Source organism: Janibacter limosus NBRC 16128 (genome assembly GCF_001570985.1).
In the GTDB taxonomy this organism is placed as follows: Bacteria; Actinomycetota; Actinomycetes; order Actinomycetales; family Dermatophilaceae; genus Janibacter; species Janibacter limosus.
Genome location: NZ_BCSS01000027.1, coordinates 1 through 20153, shown reverse-complemented (window position 1 = coordinate 20153; position 20153 = coordinate 1). Strand labels below are relative to the sequence as shown.

General features: G+C 69.6%; 20 protein-coding genes. 14 read left to right on the top strand and 6 right to left on the bottom strand.

The annotated features are described in order from the left end of the window. The first annotated feature begins 21 nt into the window (after positions 1 to 21). Genes JLI01S_RS10945 through JLI01S_RS10930 form a run of 4 tightly spaced genes read left to right on the top strand, consistent with a single transcriptional unit; the run spans position 22 to position 3623 of the window. A complete protein-coding gene (locus JLI01S_RS10945; protein WP_068264404.1) occupies positions 22 to 810 on the top strand; it encodes a biotin--[acetyl-CoA-carboxylase] ligase in 789 nt (262 codons plus the stop codon). 43 nt (positions 811 to 853) lie between these two features. After that, positions 854 to 1927: an adenylate/guanylate cyclase domain-containing protein gene (locus JLI01S_RS10940; RefSeq protein ID WP_068264402.1), complete on the top strand. Its 1074-nt coding sequence runs from the start codon at positions 854 to 856 to the stop codon at positions 1925 to 1927. Between the two features lie 23 nt (positions 1928 to 1950). Continuing rightward, positions 1951 to 2619, top strand: a complete 669-nt coding sequence (locus JLI01S_RS10935) for a response regulator transcription factor (protein ID WP_068264399.1) — start codon at positions 1951 to 1953, stop codon at positions 2617 to 2619. Then, positions 2616 to 3623 (top strand): sensor histidine kinase, encoded by a 1008-nt coding sequence (locus tag JLI01S_RS10930; RefSeq protein ID WP_068264397.1) that lies wholly within the window; start codon positions 2616 to 2618, stop codon positions 3621 to 3623. Before JLI01S_RS10935 ends, JLI01S_RS10930 begins: the two co-directional genes overlap by 4 nt. Positions 3624 to 3626: 3 nt before the next feature. On the opposite strand, the gene JLI01S_RS10925 is transcribed toward JLI01S_RS10930, so the two are convergent. Further along, positions 3627 to 4166, bottom strand: coding sequence for a GtrA family protein (locus tag JLI01S_RS10925; protein ID WP_068264395.1), 540 nt, complete (start codon positions 4164 to 4166; stop codon positions 3627 to 3629). 54 nt (positions 4167 to 4220) lie between these two features. Between JLI01S_RS10925 and JLI01S_RS10920 the strand changes: the two genes are divergently transcribed. Then, complete coding sequence (locus JLI01S_RS10920) at positions 4221 to 5393, top strand: 5-(carboxyamino)imidazole ribonucleotide synthase (protein ID WP_068264393.1); 1173 nt, start codon at positions 4221 to 4223, stop codon at positions 5391 to 5393. Next, positions 5390 to 5926: a 5-(carboxyamino)imidazole ribonucleotide mutase gene (gene purE, locus JLI01S_RS10915; RefSeq protein ID WP_068264391.1), complete on the top strand. Its 537-nt coding sequence runs from the start codon at positions 5390 to 5392 to the stop codon at positions 5924 to 5926. The genes JLI01S_RS10920 and purE overlap by 4 nt, the downstream gene beginning before the upstream one ends. Before the next feature lie 15 nt (positions 5927 to 5941). Here purE and JLI01S_RS10910 read toward each other — a convergent pair whose 3' ends face one another. Next, on the bottom strand, positions 5942 to 6394 hold the full coding sequence (locus JLI01S_RS10910; RefSeq protein WP_068264459.1) for a CoA-binding protein: 453 nt from the start codon (positions 6392 to 6394) through the stop codon (positions 5942 to 5944). Positions 6395 to 6520: 126 nt separating this feature from the next. On the opposite strand from JLI01S_RS10910, the gene JLI01S_RS10905 reads away from it, so the two are divergent. Together JLI01S_RS10905 and JLI01S_RS10900 are read left to right on the top strand one after the other, a co-directional pair. Continuing rightward, positions 6521 to 7696 carry a nucleotide sugar dehydrogenase gene (locus JLI01S_RS10905; protein WP_218005501.1) on the top strand — a complete coding sequence of 392 codons (1176 nt, stop codon included), beginning with the start codon at positions 6521 to 6523 and terminating at the stop codon, positions 7694 to 7696. Between the two features lie 55 nt (positions 7697 to 7751). Continuing rightward, a complete protein-coding gene (locus JLI01S_RS10900; protein WP_068264389.1) occupies positions 7752 to 8930 on the top strand; it encodes an acyl-CoA dehydrogenase family protein in 1179 nt (392 codons plus the stop codon). 95 nt (positions 8931 to 9025) lie between these two features. Here the strand turns inward: JLI01S_RS10900 and JLI01S_RS10895 are convergent, their stop codons facing one another. Next, positions 9026 to 9886 (bottom strand): 3-hydroxybutyryl-CoA dehydrogenase, encoded by an 861-nt coding sequence (locus JLI01S_RS10895; RefSeq protein ID WP_068264387.1) that lies wholly within the window; start codon positions 9884 to 9886, stop codon positions 9026 to 9028. A gap of 114 nt (positions 9887 to 10000) precedes the next feature. On the opposite strand from JLI01S_RS10895, the gene JLI01S_RS10890 reads away from it, so the two are divergent. From JLI01S_RS10890 to JLI01S_RS10880, 3 genes are read left to right on the top strand one after another with little or no spacing between them, the layout of a single operon-like run. Then, a complete protein-coding gene (locus JLI01S_RS10890; protein WP_068264455.1) occupies positions 10001 to 10729 on the top strand; it encodes a (Fe-S)-binding protein in 729 nt (242 codons plus the stop codon). Next, positions 10726 to 12204, top strand: coding sequence for a lactate utilization protein B (locus JLI01S_RS10885; protein ID WP_068264385.1), 1479 nt, complete (start codon positions 10726 to 10728; stop codon positions 12202 to 12204). Before JLI01S_RS10890 ends, JLI01S_RS10885 begins: the two co-directional genes overlap by 4 nt. After that, positions 12201 to 12827, top strand: coding sequence for a LutC/YkgG family protein (locus tag JLI01S_RS10880; RefSeq protein ID WP_068264383.1), 627 nt, complete (start codon positions 12201 to 12203; stop codon positions 12825 to 12827). Before JLI01S_RS10885 ends, JLI01S_RS10880 begins: the two co-directional genes overlap by 4 nt. On the opposite strand, the gene JLI01S_RS10875 is transcribed toward JLI01S_RS10880, so the two are convergent. Further along, positions 12828 to 13778, bottom strand: coding sequence for an LCP family protein (locus JLI01S_RS10875; protein WP_245634590.1), 951 nt, complete (start codon positions 13776 to 13778; stop codon positions 12828 to 12830). A gap of 486 nt (positions 13779 to 14264) precedes the next feature. On the opposite strand from JLI01S_RS10875, the gene JLI01S_RS10870 reads away from it, so the two are divergent. Both JLI01S_RS10870 and JLI01S_RS10865 read left to right on the top strand, forming a co-directional pair. Then, complete coding sequence (locus JLI01S_RS10870; protein ID WP_281177463.1) at positions 14265 to 15245, top strand: glycosyltransferase family 2 protein; 981 nt, start codon at positions 14265 to 14267, stop codon at positions 15243 to 15245. 18 nt (positions 15246 to 15263) lie between these two features. Further along, a complete protein-coding gene (locus tag JLI01S_RS10865) occupies positions 15264 to 17426 on the top strand; it encodes a SpoIID/LytB domain-containing protein (protein ID WP_068264381.1) in 2163 nt (720 codons plus the stop codon). Positions 17427 to 17456: 30 nt separating this feature from the next. On the opposite strand, the gene JLI01S_RS10860 is transcribed toward JLI01S_RS10865, so the two are convergent. Both JLI01S_RS10860 and JLI01S_RS10855 read right to left on the bottom strand, forming a co-directional pair. Further along, entirely contained in the window at positions 17457 to 18095 is a 639-nt protein-coding gene (locus tag JLI01S_RS10860; protein ID WP_068264379.1) for a CoA transferase subunit B, read from the bottom strand. 1 nt (position 18096) lies between these two features. Further along, positions 18097 to 18903, bottom strand: coding sequence for a CoA transferase subunit A (locus tag JLI01S_RS10855; RefSeq protein ID WP_068264377.1), 807 nt, complete (start codon positions 18901 to 18903; stop codon positions 18097 to 18099). Positions 18904 to 19193: 290 nt separating this feature from the next. Here JLI01S_RS10855 and JLI01S_RS10850 point away from each other — a divergent pair. Further along, positions 19194 to 20153 (top strand): peptidoglycan-binding domain-containing protein (locus tag JLI01S_RS10850; protein WP_169797318.1); only part of this gene is annotated, 960 nt, incomplete at its 3' end.

Here is a 20153-nt window from a genome sequence, read left to right as displayed (position 1 = left end):
CCGCAGCCTAGCCTTGCCGACATGCTCACTTCGCTCGACGTCCAGCGTCTGACCACAGAGTTGCCGAGGTCACAGGACTGGGGCGAGGTCGTCCACCTCGACGTCACCGGCTCCACCAATTCTCAGGCGGCAGACCGCGCCCAGCTGTGGTCCCCGGTCCTCGCGGAGCTGCAGACCGCGGGGCGGGGACGTCTCGGGAGGGACTGGCAGGAGGTGCCGAGCGCAGGCCTTGCCGTGTCGATGCTCGTCCCGACCCCGCCGTCGCCGGGATGGCTCTCCCTGGCAGCCGGGCTCGCCGTCCGAGCCGCACTGTCCGACGCGGGTGTCGCGGTCGGTCTGAAGTGGCCCAACGACGTGCTCGCGACCGACGACGACGATCGCAAGCTCTGCGGGATCCTCTGCCAGATGTTGCCGGGCGCGGCCGGTGTGGTGGTCGGCATCGGGATCAATGTCCATCACGACCGGGACCAGCTGCCCGTCCCGACGGCGACCTCCCTTCGCCTCGTCGGTGCCGACGTCGACCGGACGGACCTCGCCGTCGCCGTGCTGCGTCACCTGCGTGCCCTGCACGGGGACCTCTCTGCCGGCGACGAGTGGGCGAAGGGGGTGCGCTCGGCCTATCGCGAGGCGTGCACCACGATCGGCCGGCAGGTCGACGTGCACCGACCGGACGGCTCGGTGGAGACCGTGACCGCCACCGGCGTCGACGACGAGGGCCGCCTCGTGGTCCATGGGCCCGAGGGCTCGGATACCGTGGCCGCTGGTGACGTCCAGCACATCCGCCCCGCGGGCGTGCCGCCGCGACCCTGACGGGAGCAGCCCTCTCCCGCCCTGTCCGACCCGACCCGCGGAGGTGCCGTTGCCCTACGACGCAGCCCACGGCCGTCCTGACGAGCACGCGACCCCCGCAGATGACGCCGTCGACCTCGAGGACTTCGAGCGGGCCCTCCTCGGACGACCGGCCTCGATGGGGCGCCGCGAGGTCTCTCGGGGCGCGGGCGTCTCGATCCGGTCGGCACGCAAGTTCTGGCACGCGATGGGCTTCCCGGTCGTCCAGGAGGGCGACGCGATGTTCACCGAGGCGGACCTCGCGGCCCTGAGCAGCGTGGCCGCGATGGTCCGCGACGAAGGGGTTCCCGAGGACTTCGCCCTGTCCATGACTCGGGCCATCGCCCGCACCATGGACCGTCTCGCCGCATGGCAGGTGCAGCTCGTCAGCGAGGAGATCGGGCGCCTGCGCCACGGGGATGTCCCCGATGAGATGGCTGAGGGTGACTCCGCGGCGGCCGCAGCCTGGCTGACCTCGCTGACCGACGAGCTGGAGCCGCTCGTCGTGTACGTGTGGCGACGTCAGCTCACCGCGTCCATCCAACGGCTGCTCACCGTCGAGGACGACAGCACCAGGGCCTCGACCATCGGCTTTGCCGATCTCGTCAACTTCACGTCCGTGGTCCGCCGGCTCACGGAGAGCGACCTGGCGCGGATGGTCCAGCGCTTCGAGGACCTGTGCACGGATGTGGTGACCGCCCATGGTGGTCGCGTCGTCAAGACCGTCGGTGACGAGGTGCTCTTCCAGACCTTCGAGGTTGCTCCGGCAGCGGCCATCGCGCTCGACCTCGTCGAGGCCATGAGTGAGGACGACCTGCTGCCCTCGGCCCGCGTGGGCATGGCCCACGGGCCGGTCGTGCGGCGGCTCGGTGATGTCTTCGGTACGACGGTCAACCGGGCGAGTCGACTGACGGCCGTGGCCCCGCCCGGAGGAGTTTTTGTCGACGACGCGCTGGCCCGGCTGCTCGAGCCCCTGAGTGGCTTCTCCACCCTCCCGACCCGGCCACGGGCCCTGCGTGGCATCGGGGAGGTCGCCCCGAGTCGCCTCGTCCGGGTGACAGGTGTGCGTCGATCTCGGGATGTCACCGCGCACGTCTGAGGATCTGTTCCTATGATCCGACCATGACGCGAGTGCTGCTGGCCGAGGACGACGCCGCCATCTCAGACCCGTTGGCGCGGGCCCTCATCCGTGAGGGATATGACGTGACGGTGCACGAGGACGGACGAGATGCGCTCGACTCCGCACTGGGGACACCACCCGATCTGCTGGTGCTCGACCTGGGCCTGCCGACACTCGACGGCCTCGAGGTCTGCCGTCGACTGCGGGCCACCGGCTCCGACGTCCCGGTGCTCGTCCTGACCGCTCGGGCCGACGAGGTCGACACCGTGGTCGGGCTCGACGCCGGCGCCGACGACTACGTCACCAAGCCCTTCCGGCTCGCCGAGCTGATGGCTCGGGTGCGCGCCCTGCTGCGCCGCAGCAGCGACGATGCCGTCGAGCCGACCGGCCCGCTGCGCATCGACCTCGACAGCCGACGCGTCTGGTTCCACGGCGACGAGCTGTCGCTGACGGCCAAGGAGTTCGCCGTCCTCAGCGTCCTCGTCCGCGAGAGTGGCCGCGTGGTCACCCGCGAGCAGCTCATGGGTGAGGTCTGGGAGACGGAGTGGTACGGCTCCACCAAGGCCCTGGACATGCACATCTCGGTCCTGCGTCGCAAGCTCGGCGACGACGTCGCTGACCCCCGCCACATCGCCACGGTGCGCGGAGTCGGGTTCCGCTTCGACTCGTGACCTATTCGGCCCACGTCTACCGGATGGTGGCCACGGCCGTCGTCGGCGCTGCGGTCGCGACCGCGATCGTGCTGGGCGTCGTCTCCGTGGCAGCCACTGGCGCCCAGGGAGTGCGCGTCCTCGGGATCGACCTGCTGGCGTGGATCCTCATCGCCCCCGCTCTCGGCGTGGCGCTCGCCGGCGGTCTGGTCCTGGTCTTCCTCCGCGTCATCGACGAACGACGAGACCGAGGGCTGGCCTACATCCACGACCAGGTCGCCGCGATCCGTGACGGCGGTGGCGCCCTGCCCCGGTCGGTTGTCGGTCTCAGCGAGGTCGACGACGTCGCGGGGGACCTGGCGCGGCTGGCCGGTGAGCTGGCCCAGCAGCGGGCCGTGGACCGTGACTTCGCCGCCGACGCGTCCCACCAGCTGCGGACGCCGCTCACCGCGCTCCTCATGCGTCTGGAGGAGATCGGGCAGACCGATGACCTCGAGGTCGTGAGGGACGAGGCTGCAGTGGCGGTCACCCAGGTCGAGCGGCTCACCGGGGTGGTCGACACCATGCGCACCCGGTCCAAGGGGGAGAAGTCCCAGCTGCCCGAGATCTCCCTCGACTCCGTCCTGGCCGGATTGCAGCGCGAGTACCAGCCGGCCTTCACCGCGGCGCATCGCACCATGCGGGTGCAAGGCCCTCCCGGCCTCGCGGTGCGCGCAGCGCCCGTCGACCTTGCTCAGATCCTGCAGATCCTCATCGAAAACTCTCTCGACCACGGTGCTGGTCGAGTGGAGATCGAGATGCGCAGCTCTGGGGGGTCGGTCGTCATCGAGGTCCGGGACGAGGGCGAAGGCGTGCCGAGCGCGATCGCACCGCACATCTTCGAGCGCTCGGTGACCTCGCACGGCTCGGGGCTCGGTCTGGGGCTGGCCCGCCAGCTCGCGGAGCGCAATGGTGGGCGCCTGGAGCTGGTCCGCGCGCAGCCGGCCGTCTTCGCCGTCTTCTTGTCGGGCCCGGGCAGCCGCTGACCCTCAGGCCGTGGTCTCGTCCTCGTCGTGTGTCCTCGGCGAGGTGTCCTCGTCCATCGGCTCGTTGGCGAAGACGAACTTCCGGTAGGCCCAGAAGCGGAACAGCGTGCCGAGCCCGATGCCGATCACCGTGGCGATGTTGTCCGCGATCCGGGTGGTGAAGTCGAAGCCGTAGTGGGAGATCACCAGCGCGGCGGTCGAGATCACCAGGGCCAGCCCGTTGACGACGAAGAACAGCGTGACCTCGTGATGCACGGGGCGTGAGCGTCGATGCGCGAAGGTCCAGCTGCGGTTGCCGAACCACGCGAAGGCGGTGGCCGCCACGCCACTGAGGATGCGGGCGGTCGTCACCTTGCCCTCGAGCACCGTGTGCGTCAGGAGGTTCATGCCACCGAGGTCGATGACGAAGGAGATGGCGCCGATGAGGCCGAACTTCGCGATCTCGTGCCACACGCTGTCGACAAGGCGTGCGAAGCCCCCTCGCCGGGGCGCGGACGGCGCGCCTGCGGAGGCGTCACGGGAGGCTTGCGTGGGTTCGGACATCTCGAGCAGCGTAATCGCGGGCGTGCCGAATGCGCGCAACGTATCCTTCGGCACGTGTCGATCCCCCCACGCGCCCCCGGAGGCTTTCCCGTCGTCGGCATCATCGGCGGTGGCCAGCTCGCACGCATGTGCGCAGGCCCTGCTGCCGAGCTCGGCGTGACCCTGGCAGTCCTTGCTGAGGCGCCCGACGCCTCCGCAGCGCTCGTCACCCCCTTCGCCCCGGTCGGTGACCACACCGACGTCGCGACGGTCCGCGAGTTCGCGAGCCATTGCGATGTCATCACCTTCGACCACGAGCACGTGCCGGCCGAGGTGACCGATGCGCTCCTCGCGGACGGTGTGGCCGTTCACCCCGGCCCGGAAGCCCTCCTGCATGCCCAGGACAAGCTCGTCATGCGCGCTGCCCTCACCGAGGCCGGTGTGCCGTGCCCCCGGTGGGCGGCGGCGAGCAGCGAGGAGGACGTGATCGCCTTCGCCGACGAGCTGGGTTGGCCGGTCGTCGTCAAGACCCCCCGGGGTGGCTACGACGGCAAGGGGGTGCTCCTCGCCGAGCGCATCGACGACGTCCGTGAGTGGCTGACCGCGGCCGCCGAGCGTGGTGAGCAGCTGCTGCTCGAGCAGCGCGTCCCCTTCGTCCGCGAGCTGTCCGTCCTCCTCGCGCGCAGCCCCTCGGGACAGGCCGCCGCCTGGCCCGTCGTCGAGACCGTGCAGACGCACGGGGTCTGCACCGAGGTCATCGCGCCGGCACCAGGTCTGGACCCCGAAGCGGCGCGGGCCGCGACCGTCATCGGCCTGGACATCGCAGGCGCCCTCGGGGTCACCGGCGTCATGGCCGTCGAGCTCTTCGAGCTCGAGGACGGCTCGGTCGTCGTCAACGAGCTGGCGATGAGACCGCACAACTCTGGTCACTGGAGCATGGACGGCGCGGTGACGGGACAGTTCGAGCAGCACCTGCGTGCCGTGCTGGACCTGCCGCTCGGGTCACCCCGCGCCCGGGAGCCGTGGACGGTCATGGGCAATGTGCTCGGTGGGGAGCCGACCGACCTCTACCCGACCTATCGCCACCTCATGGCCCGCGACCCGGAGCTCAAGGTGCACCTGTACGGCAAGGCAGTGCGCCCCGGGCGCAAGATCGGACATGTCAACGTCAGCGGCAGCGACCTGACGGACCTGCGCGAGCGGGCCCAGCACGCCGCCGACTACATCCAGGGAGTGATCACCGAATGAGCGCAGCCACCAGTGCCGGCACGACCGCCAGGGTCGGTCTCGTCATGGGCAGCGACAGCGACTGGCCCACGATGGAGGCCGCCGCGCTCGTCCTCGACGAGTTCGCGATCACCTACGAGGCCGATGTCGTCTCCGCGCACCGGATGCCGACCGAGATGATCGCCTACGGGCAGGAGGCCGCCGGTCGTGGGTTGCAGGTCATCATCGCGGGAGCCGGGGGAGCGGCTCACCTACCGGGCATGCTCGCCTCGGTCACGACCCTGCCGGTCGTGGGTGTGCCGGTGCCGCTGAAGCACTTGGACGGCATGGACTCGTTGTTGTCAATCGTCCAGATGCCGGCGGGGATCCCGGTGGCCACAATGGCCGTCGGAGGCGCTCGCAACGCCGGCCTGATGGCCGCGCGCATCCTTGCTGCAGGCGAGGGTGAGGAGGCCGCGCGTCTGCGACGGGCCCTGGCTGATTTTGCCGCCGATCTCGCCGCGCAGGCCCACGCCAAGGGGGAGCGTCTGCGCCAGCAGGTCGCTGGCAGCTGACGCCCCGGCGGGCCGTCAGCGAGAGGCGCCCTCGTTGCGCAGCTGACGCCACTCGATCTTGGGGCAGGTGTCCATCACGACGAGGAGACCGGCCTCGCGGGCACGGTCGGCGGCGGCCGGGTCCTCGACGCCCAGCTGCATCCAGACGGCGTCGATCTGCAGTCGGTCCTTGTTGGCGATGACCTCGTCGACGACGGCGCCGACCTCGCTGCTGTTGACGAAGAGATCGACCACCTTGACGTCGCCGTCCGGGATGTCGGAGATCGTCGCGTAACCGGTGTCCCCGTCGACCTCCTCGGCCTCGTGGTGCACCGGGATGATCGCCTTGTGCATCTCGTGCTTCAGCCATCGGGCGACGCGGTGGGCATCGCGGTCGGTGTTGTTGCTCAGGCCCACGACCACCCAGGTGCCGGGGTCGGCGATCAGACGTCGCATGGTCTCTGTGTCGTTCTTGTGCGTGAGGCTCATGTGACCCATCCAACGCGTCCACGCGCCGGGAATCAACGGTCTACGCGCTCGTGTTCACGGAATGTCTGTGCCCGTCGGTCATAATGCGGCGGGGACCCGCCCAACGCCAAGCTCCGTGAGGATCATGTGACTACCAAGATCGCCGTCGTCGGCACGGGCTATGTGGGCCTGTCCATGGCTGTCCTGCTGGCCCAGCACAACGAGGTGGTCGGCTTCGACATCGACGCCCGCCGCGTGGAGGTGCTCAACTCCGGCCAGAGCCCGATCCACGACGAGCAGATCGTCGACTTCCTGGTCAACCGGGATCTGGACCTGACCTTCACGCTCGACAAGGAGCAGGCCTACGCCGACGCTGACTTCGTCGTCATCGCGACCCCGACGGACTACGACCCGGACACCAACTACTTCAACACCTCGTCGGTCGAGGGCGTGGTGCGTGATGTCATGCGGATCAACCCGCAGGCCGTCATGGTCGTCAAGTCCACGATCCCCGTCGGCTTCACCGCCAGCCTCAGCGAGCAGATGGGCACCGACAACCTGATCTTCAGCCCCGAGTTCCTGCGCGAGGGCCAGGCGCTGCGCGACAACCTCCACCCCAGCCGGATCGTCGTCGGCGAGGTCAGCGACCGCGGCCGGCAGTTCGCCGACCTGCTGCTCGGCGGCGCCGAGGACGACGACACCCCCGTGCTGCTGACCCACTCCACCGAGGCCGAGGCGATCAAGCTCTTCGCCAACACCTTCCTGGCGATGCGCGTGGCCTACTTCAACGAGCTGGACACCTTCGCCGCGCGCCTGGGGCTCGACACCCGGCAGATCATCGATGGCGTCGGCCTGGACCCGCGCATCGGCACGCACTACAACAACCCCTCCTTCGGTTACGGCGGCTACTGCCTGCCCAAGGACACCAAGCAGCTGCTGGCCAACTACGAGGACGTCCCGCAAAACCTCATGCAGGCCATCGTCGACTCCAACCGCACGCGCAAGGACTTCGTCGCCGAGGACATCCTGCGCCGCGAGCCCAAGGTCGTGGGCGTGCACCGCCTGATCATGAAGGCCGGCTCGGACAACTTCCGCGCCTCCTCCATCCAAGGGATCATGAAGCGGCTGAAGGGCAAGGGCGTCGAGGTCATCCTCTTCGAGCCCGAACTGCACGAGGAGACCTTCTTCGGCTCCCGTGTCGTCCGCGACGCCGAGGCCTTCAAGCGCGAGGCCGACGTCATCATCGCCAACCGTCGCACCGCCGACCTCGCGGACGTGGCCGACAAGGTCTACACCCGCGACCTCTTCGGCACCGACTCCTGACCCGAACCGAGATCCAGCAGCGGGGCACTGCGGGCCACGGGTAGCATCAGGCTCCGTGAGCGCGAACCCAGACTTTGACCTGTTCCGGACCAACGAGGACCACGAAGCGATCCGCGAGGCGGTGCGGGCCGTCGCCGAGGCGAAGATCAAGCCCTTCGCCGCCGAGGTCGACGAGGAGTCCCGCTTCCCGACCGAGGCCAACCAGGCGCTCATCGCGAGCGACTTCCACGCGGCGCACGTCGCCGAGGAGCACGGCGGGGTGGGCGCGGACGCGCTGGCCGTCTGCATCATCATCGAAGAGGTCGCGCGGGTCTGCGCCTCGTCCTCCCTCATCCCGGCCGTCAACAAGCTCGGCTCGATGCCCGTCATCCTCGGCGGGTCCGACGAGATCAACGCCAAGTACATGCCGCGCCTGGCCAAGGGCGAGGGCTTCAGCTACGGACTCTCCGAGCGCGAGGCCGGCTCCGACACCGCAGGCATGAAGTGCAAGGCCACCAAGGACGGCGACGACTGGATCCTCAACGGGCAGAAGGCGTGGATCACCAACGCTGGCGAGTCCGAGCTCTACACGGTCCTCGCGGTCACCGACCCCGACGGCCCCCGCGGCAACAACATCTCGGCCTTCGTCGTCGAGAAGTCCGACGAGGGCTTCGGCTTCTCCGAGAAGGAGCGCAAGCTCGGTATCAAGGGCTCACCCACCCGTGAGCTCCACTTCGACAACTGCCGCATCCCCGGTGACCGCATCGTCGGCGCCGAGGGCGAGGGGCTGAAGATCGCGCTGCGCACGCTCGACCACACGCGCGTCACCATCGGCGCACAGGCTGTCGGCATCGCCCAGGGCGCCCTCGACGAGGCGTTGGCCTATGTCAAGGAGCGCAAGCAGTTCGGCAAGAACATCGCTGAGTTCCAAGGCATCCAGTTCATGCTCGCCGACATGGCGATGGAGCTGGAGGCCGCACGCCAGATGGTCTACGTCGCCGCCGCCAAGTCCGAGCGCCACGACGCCGACCTGTCCTTCTTCGGTGCGGCTGCCAAGTGCTTCGCCTCCGATGTCGCCATGAAGGTCACGACGGACGCCGTCCAGCTCCTCGGCGGCGCCGGATACACCCGGGACTTCCCGCTCGAGCGGATGATGCGCGACGCCAAGATCACCCAGATCTACGAAGGCACCAACCAGGTCCAGCGGGTCGTCATGGCCCGTCAGCTCCTCAAGGGCCTGCCGGCCGCTCGCTGAGCCCCTTCGCTGGCCCCGACCCAGCGTCGGCGCCGGTTGGTCGTGCGAAGGCCCCGCTCCTCAGGGAGCGGGGCCTTCGTCATCGTGGTGGGTTGTCAGCCCTCGTAGGTGTAGAAGCCGCGGCCGGACTTGCGGCCCATGAGGCCGGCGTCGACCATGCGCTGCAGGAGCGGCGGCGGAGCGTAGAGCGGCTCCTTGAACTCCTCGTAGAGCGACTGGGCGACGGCCATCGTCGTGTCGAGCCCGATGAGGTCAGCGAGAGCAAGGGGGCCCTGCGGGTGCGCGGCACCCAGGACAAAGCCCTGGTCGATGTCCTCGGCCGTCGCGAAGCCGGACTCGTACATGCGGATCGCGCTGAGGATGAAGGGGATCAGCAGGCTGTTGACGACGAAGCCGGCGCGGTCCTGGCAGGTGATCGCGTGCTTGCCGAGCTCACCGTCGACATAGGTACGGGCCCGCTCGACCGTCTCGTCCGCCGTCATGAGCGAGGGGACGAGCTCGACGAGCTTGAGGACCGGCACCGGGTTGAAGAAGTGCACACCCAGGACGTTGGACGGTCGCTTGGTGACCGTGGCGAGCTTCATGATCGGGATCGAGCTGGTGTTGGAGGCGAGGATGGCGTCCGGGGAGGTGACGATCTCGTCGAGCTGCTTGAAGAGCTCGACCTTGGCGCCCTCGTCCTCGACGATCGCCTCGACGACCATGTCCCGATCAGCGAGGTCACCCAACTCGGTGACCACGCGGATGCGGCCGAGCACCTCGTCGGCGCTGTCGAGCCGGCCGCGCTCCTCCGCGCGGCGCAGCGACTTCTCCAGTCGCCCTCGTCCGGCGTCAGCACGCTCCTGACTCGACTCGACGACGATGACGTCGGACCCAGCCCGCGCGCAGACCTCGGCGATGCCGGCACCCATGAGGCCGCATCCCACGACCCCGATCCTGTGCAGTGTGTTGTCCATGGACAGCACGATATGTCCGTGTGATGCGACGCACATCATTGGGGTTGTGGGGCATAGCCTGTGGCCTGGACCGCTGTACACCGACGAAGGGGGCCACCTGTGCGGGTCGCGCTCATGGCCACATGCATCGGGGACACGATGTTTCCCGATGTCGCCAAAGCCGCCGTCACGGTGCTCGAGAGGCTGGGGGTGGACGTCGATTTCCCTGCCGCACAGACCTGCTGCGGCCAGCCGATGATCAACACCGGCTACTTCGACGAGGCCGAGCCGGTGGTGCGGGCCTACCACCGTGCCTTCGCCGACCACGATGCCGTGGTGCTCCCTTCGGGCTCGTGCGCGGGGTCGGTGCGGCACCAGCACGAGATCATTGCCCGACGATCGGGGGACGCCGGACTCGTGGCCACCGTCGAGCGTCAGTCCCCGCGCGCCTATGAGTTGAGCGAGTTCCTCGTCGACGTGCTGGGAGTGACCGATGTCGGTGCCTCCTTCCCCCACACGGTGGCCTACCACCCGACCTGCCACTCCCTGCGGATGCTCGGGCTCGGCGATCGTCCCCGGCGACTGCTGGAAGCCGTCCAGGGTCTCGACCTCGTCGAGCTGCCCGACGAGACGGAGTGCTGCGGGTTCGGCGGGACCTTCGCCCTCAAGAACGCCGAGGTCTCCAGCGCCATGGGTCAGGACAAGGCGGACAATGTCGTCGCGTCGGGCGCCGAGGTCCTCGTCGCGGGGGACTCCTCGTGCCTGATGCAGATCGGTGGCGTGCTCTCCCGGCAGCGCGCCGGGGTGCGCACCATGCACCTGGCCGAGATCCTGGCCGCGCAGGAGAGCGGAGAGAGCACATGAGCACCGACGCCCCCACCTTCCTCGGGATGCCGCCCTTTCCTGAGGCTGCTCACGAGGCGCTGGGCAATGACCAGCTGCGCCGCAACCTCCACCGCGCGACGCACACCATCCGAGACAAGCGGGCGCACGTCATCGGTGAGCTCGACGACTGGGAGGGCCTGCGCACCCGCGCGGCCGCCATCAAGGACACGACGCTGCACGAGCTCGACCGGTACCTCGTCGAGCTCGAGGAGCAGCTCACAGCACGTGGCGTGAGCGTCCATTGGGCTCGCACCGCAGAGGAGGCCTGCGAGATCGTCGGGGACATCGCGGCGTCCCACGAGGTCGACGAGGTCGTCAAGATCAAGTCCATGGCCACCCAGGAGATCGGCCTCAACGAGGCCCTGCAGGAACGCGGGATCGCCGCGTGGGAGACGGACCTCGCGGAGCTCATCGTCCAGCTCGGTCACGACCTGCCGAGTCACATCCTGGTCCCCGCGATCCACCGCAACCGCACCGAGATCCGCGACATCTTCCTCGCCGAGATGGGGCAGGTCGGTCGAGCAGCCCCCGAGGACCTGACCGACGACCCGGCAGAGCTCGCCGAGGCGAGTCGGCTGCATCTACGCGAAAAGTTCCTGCGCGCGCGGATGGCCGTCTCCGGAGCCAACTTCGCCGTCGCCGAGACCGGAACCCTCGTCGTGGTGGAGTCCGAGGGCAATGGCCGCATGTGCCTGACCCTGCCCGAGGTCCTCGTCAGTGTCGTCGGGATCGAAAAGCTCGTGCCCACCTGGGACGACCTCGACGTCTTCCTCCAGTTGCTCCCGCGGTCCAGCACCGGTGAGCGGATGAACCCCTACACCTCGACGTGGTCCGGTGTGACCGAGGGAGACGGGCCGCAGGAGTGCCACGTCGTCCTGCTGGACAACGGCCGCACCCGGGCCCTCGCCGACGAGGTGGGCCGTCAGGCATTGCGGTGCATCCGCTGCTCTGCATGCCTCAACATCTGCCCTGTCTACGAGCGCACGGGTGGCCATGCGTACGGCTCGGTCTACCCGGGGCCGATCGGCGCCATCCTCAACCCGCTGCTCAAGGGGGTCGGGCACGACGAGCAGGTCGACTCCCTGCCCTTCGCGTCGAGTCTGTGCGGCGCCTGCTACGAGGTCTGCCCGGTGGCGATCGACATCCCGAGCGTGCTCGTCGACCAGCGTGCGCAGGTGGTCGATGCCCACCGTGAGGACCGGCTTCCCAACGCCGAGGCTGCGGCCATGCGCGCCAGCGCGTGGGCCTTCAGCCGATCCGGCCGGATGGCTCTGGGCCAACGGGCGAGCGGTCTTGCGGGAGCGGTCCTGGGGAGGCTCGGCCGCCGGACTGATGCGTCCGGTCGAGCGGTCCTGGGGTGGCTCCCTTCGCCCGGCTCTGCCTGGACCCGCACCCGGGACCTGCCGGTTCCGCCCACCGAATCCTTCCGACGCTGGTGGAAGAGGACACGATGACAGCACGCGACGAGATCCTCGCCGCCGTCCGCGAGGCCGTGCGAGAGGCTCCACGGGGGCACCGGCCGGCTCCCCAGCCCACGACGCCCGTGAGCGATCGCGCGGTGCTGCTCGACCGCTTTGCCGAGCGTGTGGCCGACTACCGGGCGAAGGTCATCAGGTGTGAGGCGTCCGAGGTGCCCGTCCATGTCCTGTCGGCACTGCGCGATGCGCGCCGGGTCCTGCTTCCCGCAGGACTGCCGGAGGCGGTCGTCGACTCCGTCACCGACAGGTTCGGCGAGGGGATGGTGGCTTCTGACAGCACGGACTGCGCCGACCTCGAGGGCTTCGACGCGGTCGTCACCACCTGCGCCGCGGGCATCGCGGCCACGGGCACCGTCGTCCTCGACCACGGGGACGGGCAGGGACGGCGTGCTCTGACCCTGTTGCCTGATCTCCACGTGTGCATCGTGCGCTCCGGCCAGGTGGTCCAGGACGTCCCGCACGCGGTCCGCCGACTGGACCCTCGGCGGCCACAGACATGGATCAGCGGGCCCAGCGCGACGAGCGACATCGAGCTGGATCGTGTCGAGGGCGTGCACGGGCCGCGCACCCTCGTCGTGCTGCTCGTGGGGGATCGCTGATCAGGAGTCGTCGGGCTCCACGGTGATGGGACGGTCCTCGCGCAGGTCGTCGAAGAGCTGCTTGGACTTCGCCTCGTCCCACTGGACTGCGGTGCCGGAGGGAGTGGGCAGCGCGTTGTTGGAGACCGGGACGGTGACCGAGTACCCGTCGCCCTTGGCGATCGACCGGAAGGCCCAGAAGGCGCGAGCGGTGCCGAAGAGCGAGTCGTCCTCACCCACGGTCAGAGCGCCGGCACTCTTGGTGCCGATGGAGTGCACCTTCCACGGCTGGAGGACGGTGCTCGGCGTGGCGATCTTGCCCATGAGGGCGCCGAGGAACTGACGCTGGCGCTTGGCCCGTCCCAGGTCGCCCTCGGGGTCGGAGTAACGCGCGCGGACGTAGCCGAGGGCGTTCTTGCCGTCGAGGACCTGGCAGCCCTTCTTGAGGTTGATGTGTGCCTTCTCGTCGTTCATGTCGTTCTTGACGCAGATGTTGACCCCACCGACGGCGTCGACCACATTGGCGAACCCGGCGAATCCGATCTCCATGTAGCCGTCGATCTTCAGGCCGGTGCTGTGCTCGATCGTCTGGGCCAGCAGCTTGGGCCCACCGATGCTGAAGGCCGCGTTGATCTTGTTCATCCCGTGGCCGGGGACCTCGACATAGGAGTCACGAGGGATCGACATGAGGGTCGACTTCCCGCTGCCCGTGTGCAGCACGAGGATCGAGTCCGTGCGCGCGCCGCCGGTGTCCGGGCCCGTGCCCAGCCGCCTGCGGTCCTCCGCGCTCAGACCCGCGCGTGAGTCGCTGCCCACGAGCAGCACATTGCGCCCGTCGCCGCCTTGGGGGCGGTCACCGTCGGGTGTCGCGTCGACCCGCGCGACCTCGTTCCATGCGGCGTTGACCGCCCACGCCATGCTGCCGCCCCAGACGAGCAGGAGCACCATAACGACCGTGAGGAAGGTCCGCATCGGACGTCGACGCGGTCCCGGCCGACGTTCGGGGCGATCCGCCGGCCGACGTGGACCCCCTCCGCCGGGCGGGGGCGTGCGGCGCTGCGGCCGACCGGGACGATCTGGCGTGGGGCGGGAAGCAGGAGTCCCGGCCGGCATCACCCGCGTGCGGGGCTCCTCCACGGGCCGGCGAGCCGATGCGCTCGGGCGAGAGGACGTGGGGCGTGGCCGTCCCTCGCCCTTCGGGAGGGGCTGGCGTGGGCGCTCGCGCTTGCCGGTGGGGATGGCCCGTGCATCCTCGCTCCCGCGGCGACCCTTGCGGACGTCGAAGGTCATCGCGTCGTCGTCGGGGCGGCTGCCGGTGGGGCGGTCGCCGGAGGGCCGACGGGGGCGGTGGGGACGATCAGGCATGCCAAGGAGGATAGGAGCAAAGGCTGGTACGCCGCCGGACGAGCGCGGCGAGTCCTGAGAGATCCGGGGGTGACCTTGTCCATACTGGAGCGCGTGTCCCCCCGTGTCAGCGTCGTCATGCCCGTGCTCAACGAGGAACGCCATCTCGCCGACTCAGTGGCGATGGTGCTGGGCCAGGACTGGCCCGGTGAGCTCGAGCTGGTGCTGGCGCTCGGTCCGTCGGAGGACGCGACCGATGAGATCGCGGCCCGACTGAGCGAGCAGGACTCGCGGGTGCGGACCGTCGCCAACCCCTCGGGACGGACGCCGGAGGGGCTCAACGCCGCCATCGCGGCCTCCAGTGGGTCGATCATCGCCCGCGTCGACGCGCACGCAGAGATCCCCTCCGACTACCTGCGCACGGCCGTCGCGGTGCTCGAGGAGACCGGCGCGGACAACGTCGGTGGGATCATGGACGCCGTCGGTGTCAGTGCCCTCGAGCGGGCGATCGCGTGCGCGATGAAGAGCCCGCTCGGCGTCGGCGGTTCCCGGTTCCACGTCGGGGGGCAGGCGGGGGAGTCCGACACCGTGTACCTCGGGGTCTTCCGGCGCGAGGCCTTGGAGCGGGTGGGGGGATACGACGCGCACTTCTCGCGGGCCCAGGACTGGGAGATGAACCACCGCATCCGCACCACCGGGGGCCGGGTGTGGTTCACGCCGGACCTGGTGGTCACCTATCGACCTCGATCGAGCCTGTCGAAGCTCGCCGACCAGTACTTCAACTACGGCCGGTGGCGCCGGGTCGTCGCGCGCCTCCACCCCGGGACGGCCAACCCCCGCTACCTGGCACCGCCCACGATGGTCGTGGGCACCGTCGCCGCGACCCTGCTGGGGCTCGCCTGGCGTCCCGCCTGGCTCGTCCCGGCGGGATATGCAGCGGGCGTCACGCTCGGTGGGTGGGCGATCTCGAAGGGGGAGGAGCCGGTGGTCCGCGTGCGGGTCCCGGTCGCGATCGCGACGATGCACTGGTCGTGGGGGATCGGCTTCCTCACCAGCCCGTCCCACCTGTCGAAGGGGCTGTTCACGCCGCGCTGACCGGGGCACAATCCACTCATGCCGGACATCCCGCCTCGCCGCGTCTCCATCACTGCCCTGCTGGCCGTCGTGAGCGCGCTCTCCGTCACCCTCGCGCTTGCCCCGTCCGCTGACGCGCGAGCCACCAGCGTGCCGGTGACGTCCAGCCGAGCAACCGCATCGTCGGTACCCGCCGGTCCGTGGACCTTCAGCGGGGCGGGCTTCGGCCACGGCGTCGGTATGAGCCAGTACGGCGCGCTCGCGCAGGCGAAGGCCGGTCGCAGCGCGCAGCAGATCCTTGCCTTCTACTACCGGGGAACGACCTACGACGCCGTTCCGGACACCCAGACGATCCGGGTCAACATCGTGCGTGGGCAGAGCTCGACATCCGTCGTGGGCCGGGCGCGCTCGACCGGGGGCGGTGCCGTGCGGGTGACGGCGGGGTCGATGAGCCTGCGCGCGGAGGCGGGGGAGGCGATCTCCGTCCGGCGCTCGGGCACCGTCGTCATCGCCACCTGCTCCACGTGCACCCCGACGTCGATCCGCGGCACCTCGATCACCACGACCTGGGACGAGCGCCGCACCGACCTGTCCCTCTCGGGCCGGAGCTACCGCCACGCGCCGCTGGTCTTCACGCCCACCCCGGGTGCCGCCACCCTCGAGGGGGTCTTGCACCTGCGGCTGTCGGACGAGTACCTCGACCAGGTGCGCGAGGTGCCGTGGTCCTGGCCCACCGCCGCGCAGCAGGCCCAAGCGGCAGCGGCCCGCTCCTACGCGCTGCGCAAGGTGACGGCCGGGGTCCGCTCGTCCTGCGCCTGCCACGTGACCGACGGACAGGCAGACCAGGTCTACGGACCGGTGCCGGAGGGCAGCGAGGCCACGTACTGGTCACGGTGGCGAGAGGCCGTGGCTGTCGGGGGGAGCGCCACCACGGGATTCGTGCCTCGGTACCAGGGCCAGGTCATCGAGGCGCTCTACTCGTCGTCCTCGAGCGGCCGCACGGTCAACAACGAGGACATCTGGCCGGGCGCCCCCGTGCCGTACCTGCGGGGAGTCGCCGACTCGTGGAGCACCACCGCGGACAACCCCCGACGCGCGTGGAGCGTCTCGGTGACCTCGGCGCGCCTGGCCTCAGCCTTCGGGCTGCCCGACGTCGTCTCGCTCGACCTGTCCGAGCGCACATCCGCCGGTACGGTGCGTGTCGCCCGAGCGACCTCCTCCACCGGCACGACCCGCAGCCTGCGCGGCGACGACATGCGCCGTGCGCTGGGGTTGTCCTCGGCCTTCGTGCGCCGACCGGTCACCCGTGTCTCCGGTGGCACCCCCGCCGACCTGGCCGCGGTGTCGGCGCACACCGCCCCCGACACCGCGAACACCGTCATCATCGCGAGTGGCGCCGAGGACCATGCCGCCCATCTGGTGATGTCCCGGCCGCTCGCCGGTTCCCTCGCCGCGCCACTGCTCCTCACCGACCCGACACGGCTGCCGTCGCCGACCACGCGGGAGCTGGACCGCCGGGGCTCGAGGATCACGAAGGCCTATGTCGTCGGAGGGGCGTCCATGGTCGCGTCGTCGGTGGCCACACAGCTGCGGGCACGCGGGATCGTCGTGAAGAGGGTCGGGTCGGACAACGAGGACGTGACGGCCGCCGCGATCGTGGACCTCATGGCGGGCACCGGCCGCATCATCCGGGCGGGCGTCTTCACCCGGTCGACGATCAACGAGGCCAGCGCCTTCTCCTCGGTGGCCGCCCTGCGTCGCGAGCCCATCGTGTGGTCCAGCTCCACTGCCGTGGGGTACCGGGCCAAGGCCGCGCTGAGACGCGCGGGCGTGGGCAATGTGCGACTCCTCGGGTCGACCACTCGGATACCCACCGCCGTGTCGAAGGACCTGACGGCCGGCGGGTTCCGGTCGATGCGGTTCGCCGGGCCGCACTCGCACCAGGTGTCGGCGCAGATCGCCGAATACTTCCGGCCCTACCTGCGCGCCACCGAGGTGGTGCTGGCCCGTACCTCGCCGGAGGGGACCGTTGACGCGGCGCTCGCGGCGGGCTACGGCTCGCCCGTGCTCCTCGTGGGGACGGGAGTCCATCCTGCCGTCACGCAGGCGGTCCAGAGCACCCCCCAGTGGTCGTCGGTGCGCGCCTTCGGCCCCTACGCGCGGGTGTCGACGACGACGCTGGCCCGGGTCAGGAATGCCTGAGCCGGGCCAGCGGGAGCAGTCGGACGCTCGTCAGTCGAGGTCGACGCGCAGGTCAGCGCCGGTCTTGTCGATGACCTCGTCCGCAGTGACCCCGGGGGCGAGCTCGCGCAGGACGAGGCCGTCGTCGGTGACGTCGATGACGGCGAGGTCGGTGATGATGCGTTGGACGACGCCCTTGCCGGTCAGGGGCAGGGCGCACTCGCGGACGATTTTGTGTGATCCGTCCTTGGCGACGTGTTCCATGAGGACGATGACCTTCTTGGCGCCGTGGACGAGGTCCATCGCGCCACCCATGCCCTTGACCATCTTGCCGGGGATCATCCAGTTGGCGATGTCGCCGTTCTCGGCGACCTGCATCGCGCCGAGGATCGCGGCGTCGACCTTGCCGCCACGGATCATGCCGAAGCTGGTGGCGGAGTCGAAGATCGAGGCGCCCTTGCGCAGGGTGACGGTCTCCTTGCCGGCATTGATCAGGTCGGCGTCGACGGCGTCGTCGCTGGGGTAGGCGCCTACGCCCAGGATGCCGTTCTCCGACTGGAGGACGATCTCGACCTCGTCGGGGACGTAGTTGGGCACGAGGGTCGGCAGGCCGATGCCCAGGTTGACGTAGTCGCCGTCGGTCAGCTCGCTGGCCGCACGGGCGGCCATCTCCTCACGGGTGAGTGCCATGTCAGGCCTCCTTCTTGGTCGTGACGGTGCGCTTCTCGATGCGCTTGTCGGCGGCCTGCTCGGGGGTGAGCTGGACGACCCGGTGCACGTAGATGCCAGGCAGGTGGATCGAGTCGGGGTCGAGGTCGCCCGGCTCGACGAGCTCCTCGACCTCGGCGATCGTCACGCGGCCTGCCATGGCGCACAGGGGGTTGAAGTTGCGGGAGGTGGTGCGGAAGACGAGGTTGCCGTGGCGGTCGCCCTTCCAGGCGCGTACCAGGGCGTAGTCGGTCGCGATGGCCTCCTCGAGGACGAACTCGTGCTCCTGCGTGGTGGTGGTCCCGTCCGCTCCGCGGCTGGCGACGGCGAAGGTGCGCGTCTCCTTGGCGGGTGAGGAGATCGCGATCTCACCCTTGTCGTCGTAGCGCCAGGGCAGCCCGCCGTCGGCGATCTGGGTGCCGACACCGGTGCGGGTCCAGAAGCCGGCGATGCCGGCGCCGCCGGCACGCAGCTTTTCGGCGAGGGTGCCCTGGGGCGTCAGCTCGACCTCGAGCTCGCCGGAGAGGTACTGCCGCGCGAACTCCTTGTTTTCTCCGACGTAGGAGGAGACCATCCGGCGGATCTGGCCACCGGCGAGCAGGAGGCCCAGGCCCCAGTCGTCGACCCCGCAGTTGTTCGAGACGCACTCGAGGTCGCGCACCCCCTTCGCTTTGAGCTGCGCGATGAGCACGCTCGGGATGCCACACAACCCGAACCCACCCACCGCCAGAGTTGCACCGTCCGGAATGTCCGCGACGGCCTCGGCTGGGGAACTGACGACCTTGTCCATGGCGTCACCGTATCGGCCTCGTGTGCTCCGCAGGGTGTGGGGGGAGGACACGGGTTGTGCCTCGAAACGGGTGCTCGATACACCTCGTGCAGAGGCCTGGTGGCACGCGCCGCCTGTCACCGGGAGTGAGTTACAGGGACGTAATTACCCCTGTGGGGCTGGCGTGTCTGGTGTGACTCGTGGAATAAGAGTGACTGGTTGTGATGTCTGGGAGCGCTGTGACAAGTGTGACGAGGCGGACCGCCATCCCTGATCGGGTTCCCCGCCCGCGTCCACACAAGGAGCCTCGCGTGTCTCGTTCCGTCCGCATCGTCGGCGCTGTTCTCATCCCGGCCTTCACCCTGCCCCTGGCTGGCACCGCCACTGCTGGCACGGCTGCCATCCCCAAGCCGCCGACGAACAACAACCTTCCGAATGACCTGGATGTCGCGTCGCCGTACATCCCCCAATCGGTGTGCGATCCGACGCCGAAGGCCGGGGTGACCGCATTCGCCCGGCTGATGGCCAACCACTACGACGAGTTCAACTACGGGATCTCTCGTGCGTGCAACTACGGCCTGACGGAGCACTCCGAGGGCCGTGCCCTGGACTGGATGCTCAACGCCAATGACGCGCACGAGCGGGCGGTCGCCGATGGCGTCATCTCCTGGCTCCTGGCCCCGGACGCGCAGGGGCGTCCGGCGGCCATGGCCCGCCGCTTCGGAATCATGTACATCATCTGGAACCGGCAGATCTGGGGCACGTACCAGATGGATGAGGGATGGCGCGCCTACAACGGCTCCAGCCCCCACACCGACCACATCCACTTCAGCTTCAGCTGGGACGGCGCGATGCAGCGCACGTCCTGGTGGACCGGCACCGCATGGACGGGCGTCACCCGGACCCCCGGCGGGCCCGTGGCGCCGATGCCGGACCCGACGTCGTACCCGACCCTGCGACAGGGCGCGTCCGGACCGGACGTCCAGCTGGCCCAGAAGGTCATCGGAACCCCGGCCGACGGCATCTTCGGCTCGGGGACTGCGGCGGCGCTGCGGACCTGGCAGGGCAAGAACTCGGTCAAGGTCACCGGGGTCCTGGACCAGGCCACCTGGGACAAGATGGTGGCGAAGGGGGACATCCCCGCGCGCGGTGCTGCGAAGCCCGGTGGTGACCTCGACCCTTACCTGAAGAGCACGGTTCGTCTGGGGTCGACCGGCTCCGGGGTCAAGGCCTTGCAGCGTGAGCTGAAGGTCTCGGCCGACGGTGCCTTC

Excerpts from the sequence above, each read along its gene's own strand:
- JLI01S_RS10945 (WP_068264404.1), top strand. The coding sequence starts at position 22 with ATGCTCACTTCGCTCGACGTCCAGCGTCTGACCACAGAGTTGCCGAGG.
- purE (WP_068264391.1), top strand. The coding sequence starts at position 5,390 with ATGAGCGCAGCCACCAGTGCCGGCACGACCGCCAGGGTCGGTCTCGTC.
- JLI01S_RS10885 (WP_068264385.1), top strand. The coding sequence starts at position 10,726 with ATGAGCACCGACGCCCCCACCTTCCTCGGGATGCCGCCCTTTCCTGAG.
- JLI01S_RS10880 (WP_068264383.1), top strand. The coding sequence starts at position 12,201 with ATGACAGCACGCGACGAGATCCTCGCCGCCGTCCGCGAGGCCGTGCGA.
- JLI01S_RS10895 (WP_068264387.1), bottom strand. The coding sequence starts at position 9,886 with ATGGACAACACACTGCACAGGATCGGGGTCGTGGGATGCGGCCTCATG.
- JLI01S_RS10855 (WP_068264377.1), bottom strand. The coding sequence starts at position 18,903 with ATGGACAAGGTCGTCAGTTCCCCAGCCGAGGCCGTCGCGGACATTCCG.
- JLI01S_RS10910 (WP_068264459.1), bottom strand. The coding sequence starts at position 6,394 with ATGAGCCTCACGCACAAGAACGACACAGAGACCATGCGACGTCTGATC.
- JLI01S_RS10935 (WP_068264399.1), top strand. The coding sequence starts at position 1,951 with ATGACGCGAGTGCTGCTGGCCGAGGACGACGCCGCCATCTCAGACCCG.
- JLI01S_RS10865 (WP_068264381.1), top strand. The coding sequence starts at position 15,264 with ATGCCGGACATCCCGCCTCGCCGCGTCTCCATCACTGCCCTGCTGGCC.
- JLI01S_RS10875 (WP_245634590.1), bottom strand. The coding sequence starts at position 13,778 with ATGCGGACCTTCCTCACGGTCGTTATGGTGCTCCTGCTCGTCTGGGGC.
- JLI01S_RS10925 (WP_068264395.1), bottom strand. The coding sequence starts at position 4,166 with ATGTCCGAACCCACGCAAGCCTCCCGTGACGCCTCCGCAGGCGCGCCG.
- JLI01S_RS10860 (WP_068264379.1), bottom strand. The coding sequence starts at position 18,095 with ATGGCACTCACCCGTGAGGAGATGGCCGCCCGTGCGGCCAGCGAGCTG.
- JLI01S_RS10890 (WP_068264455.1), top strand. The coding sequence starts at position 10,001 with ATGGCCACATGCATCGGGGACACGATGTTTCCCGATGTCGCCAAAGCC.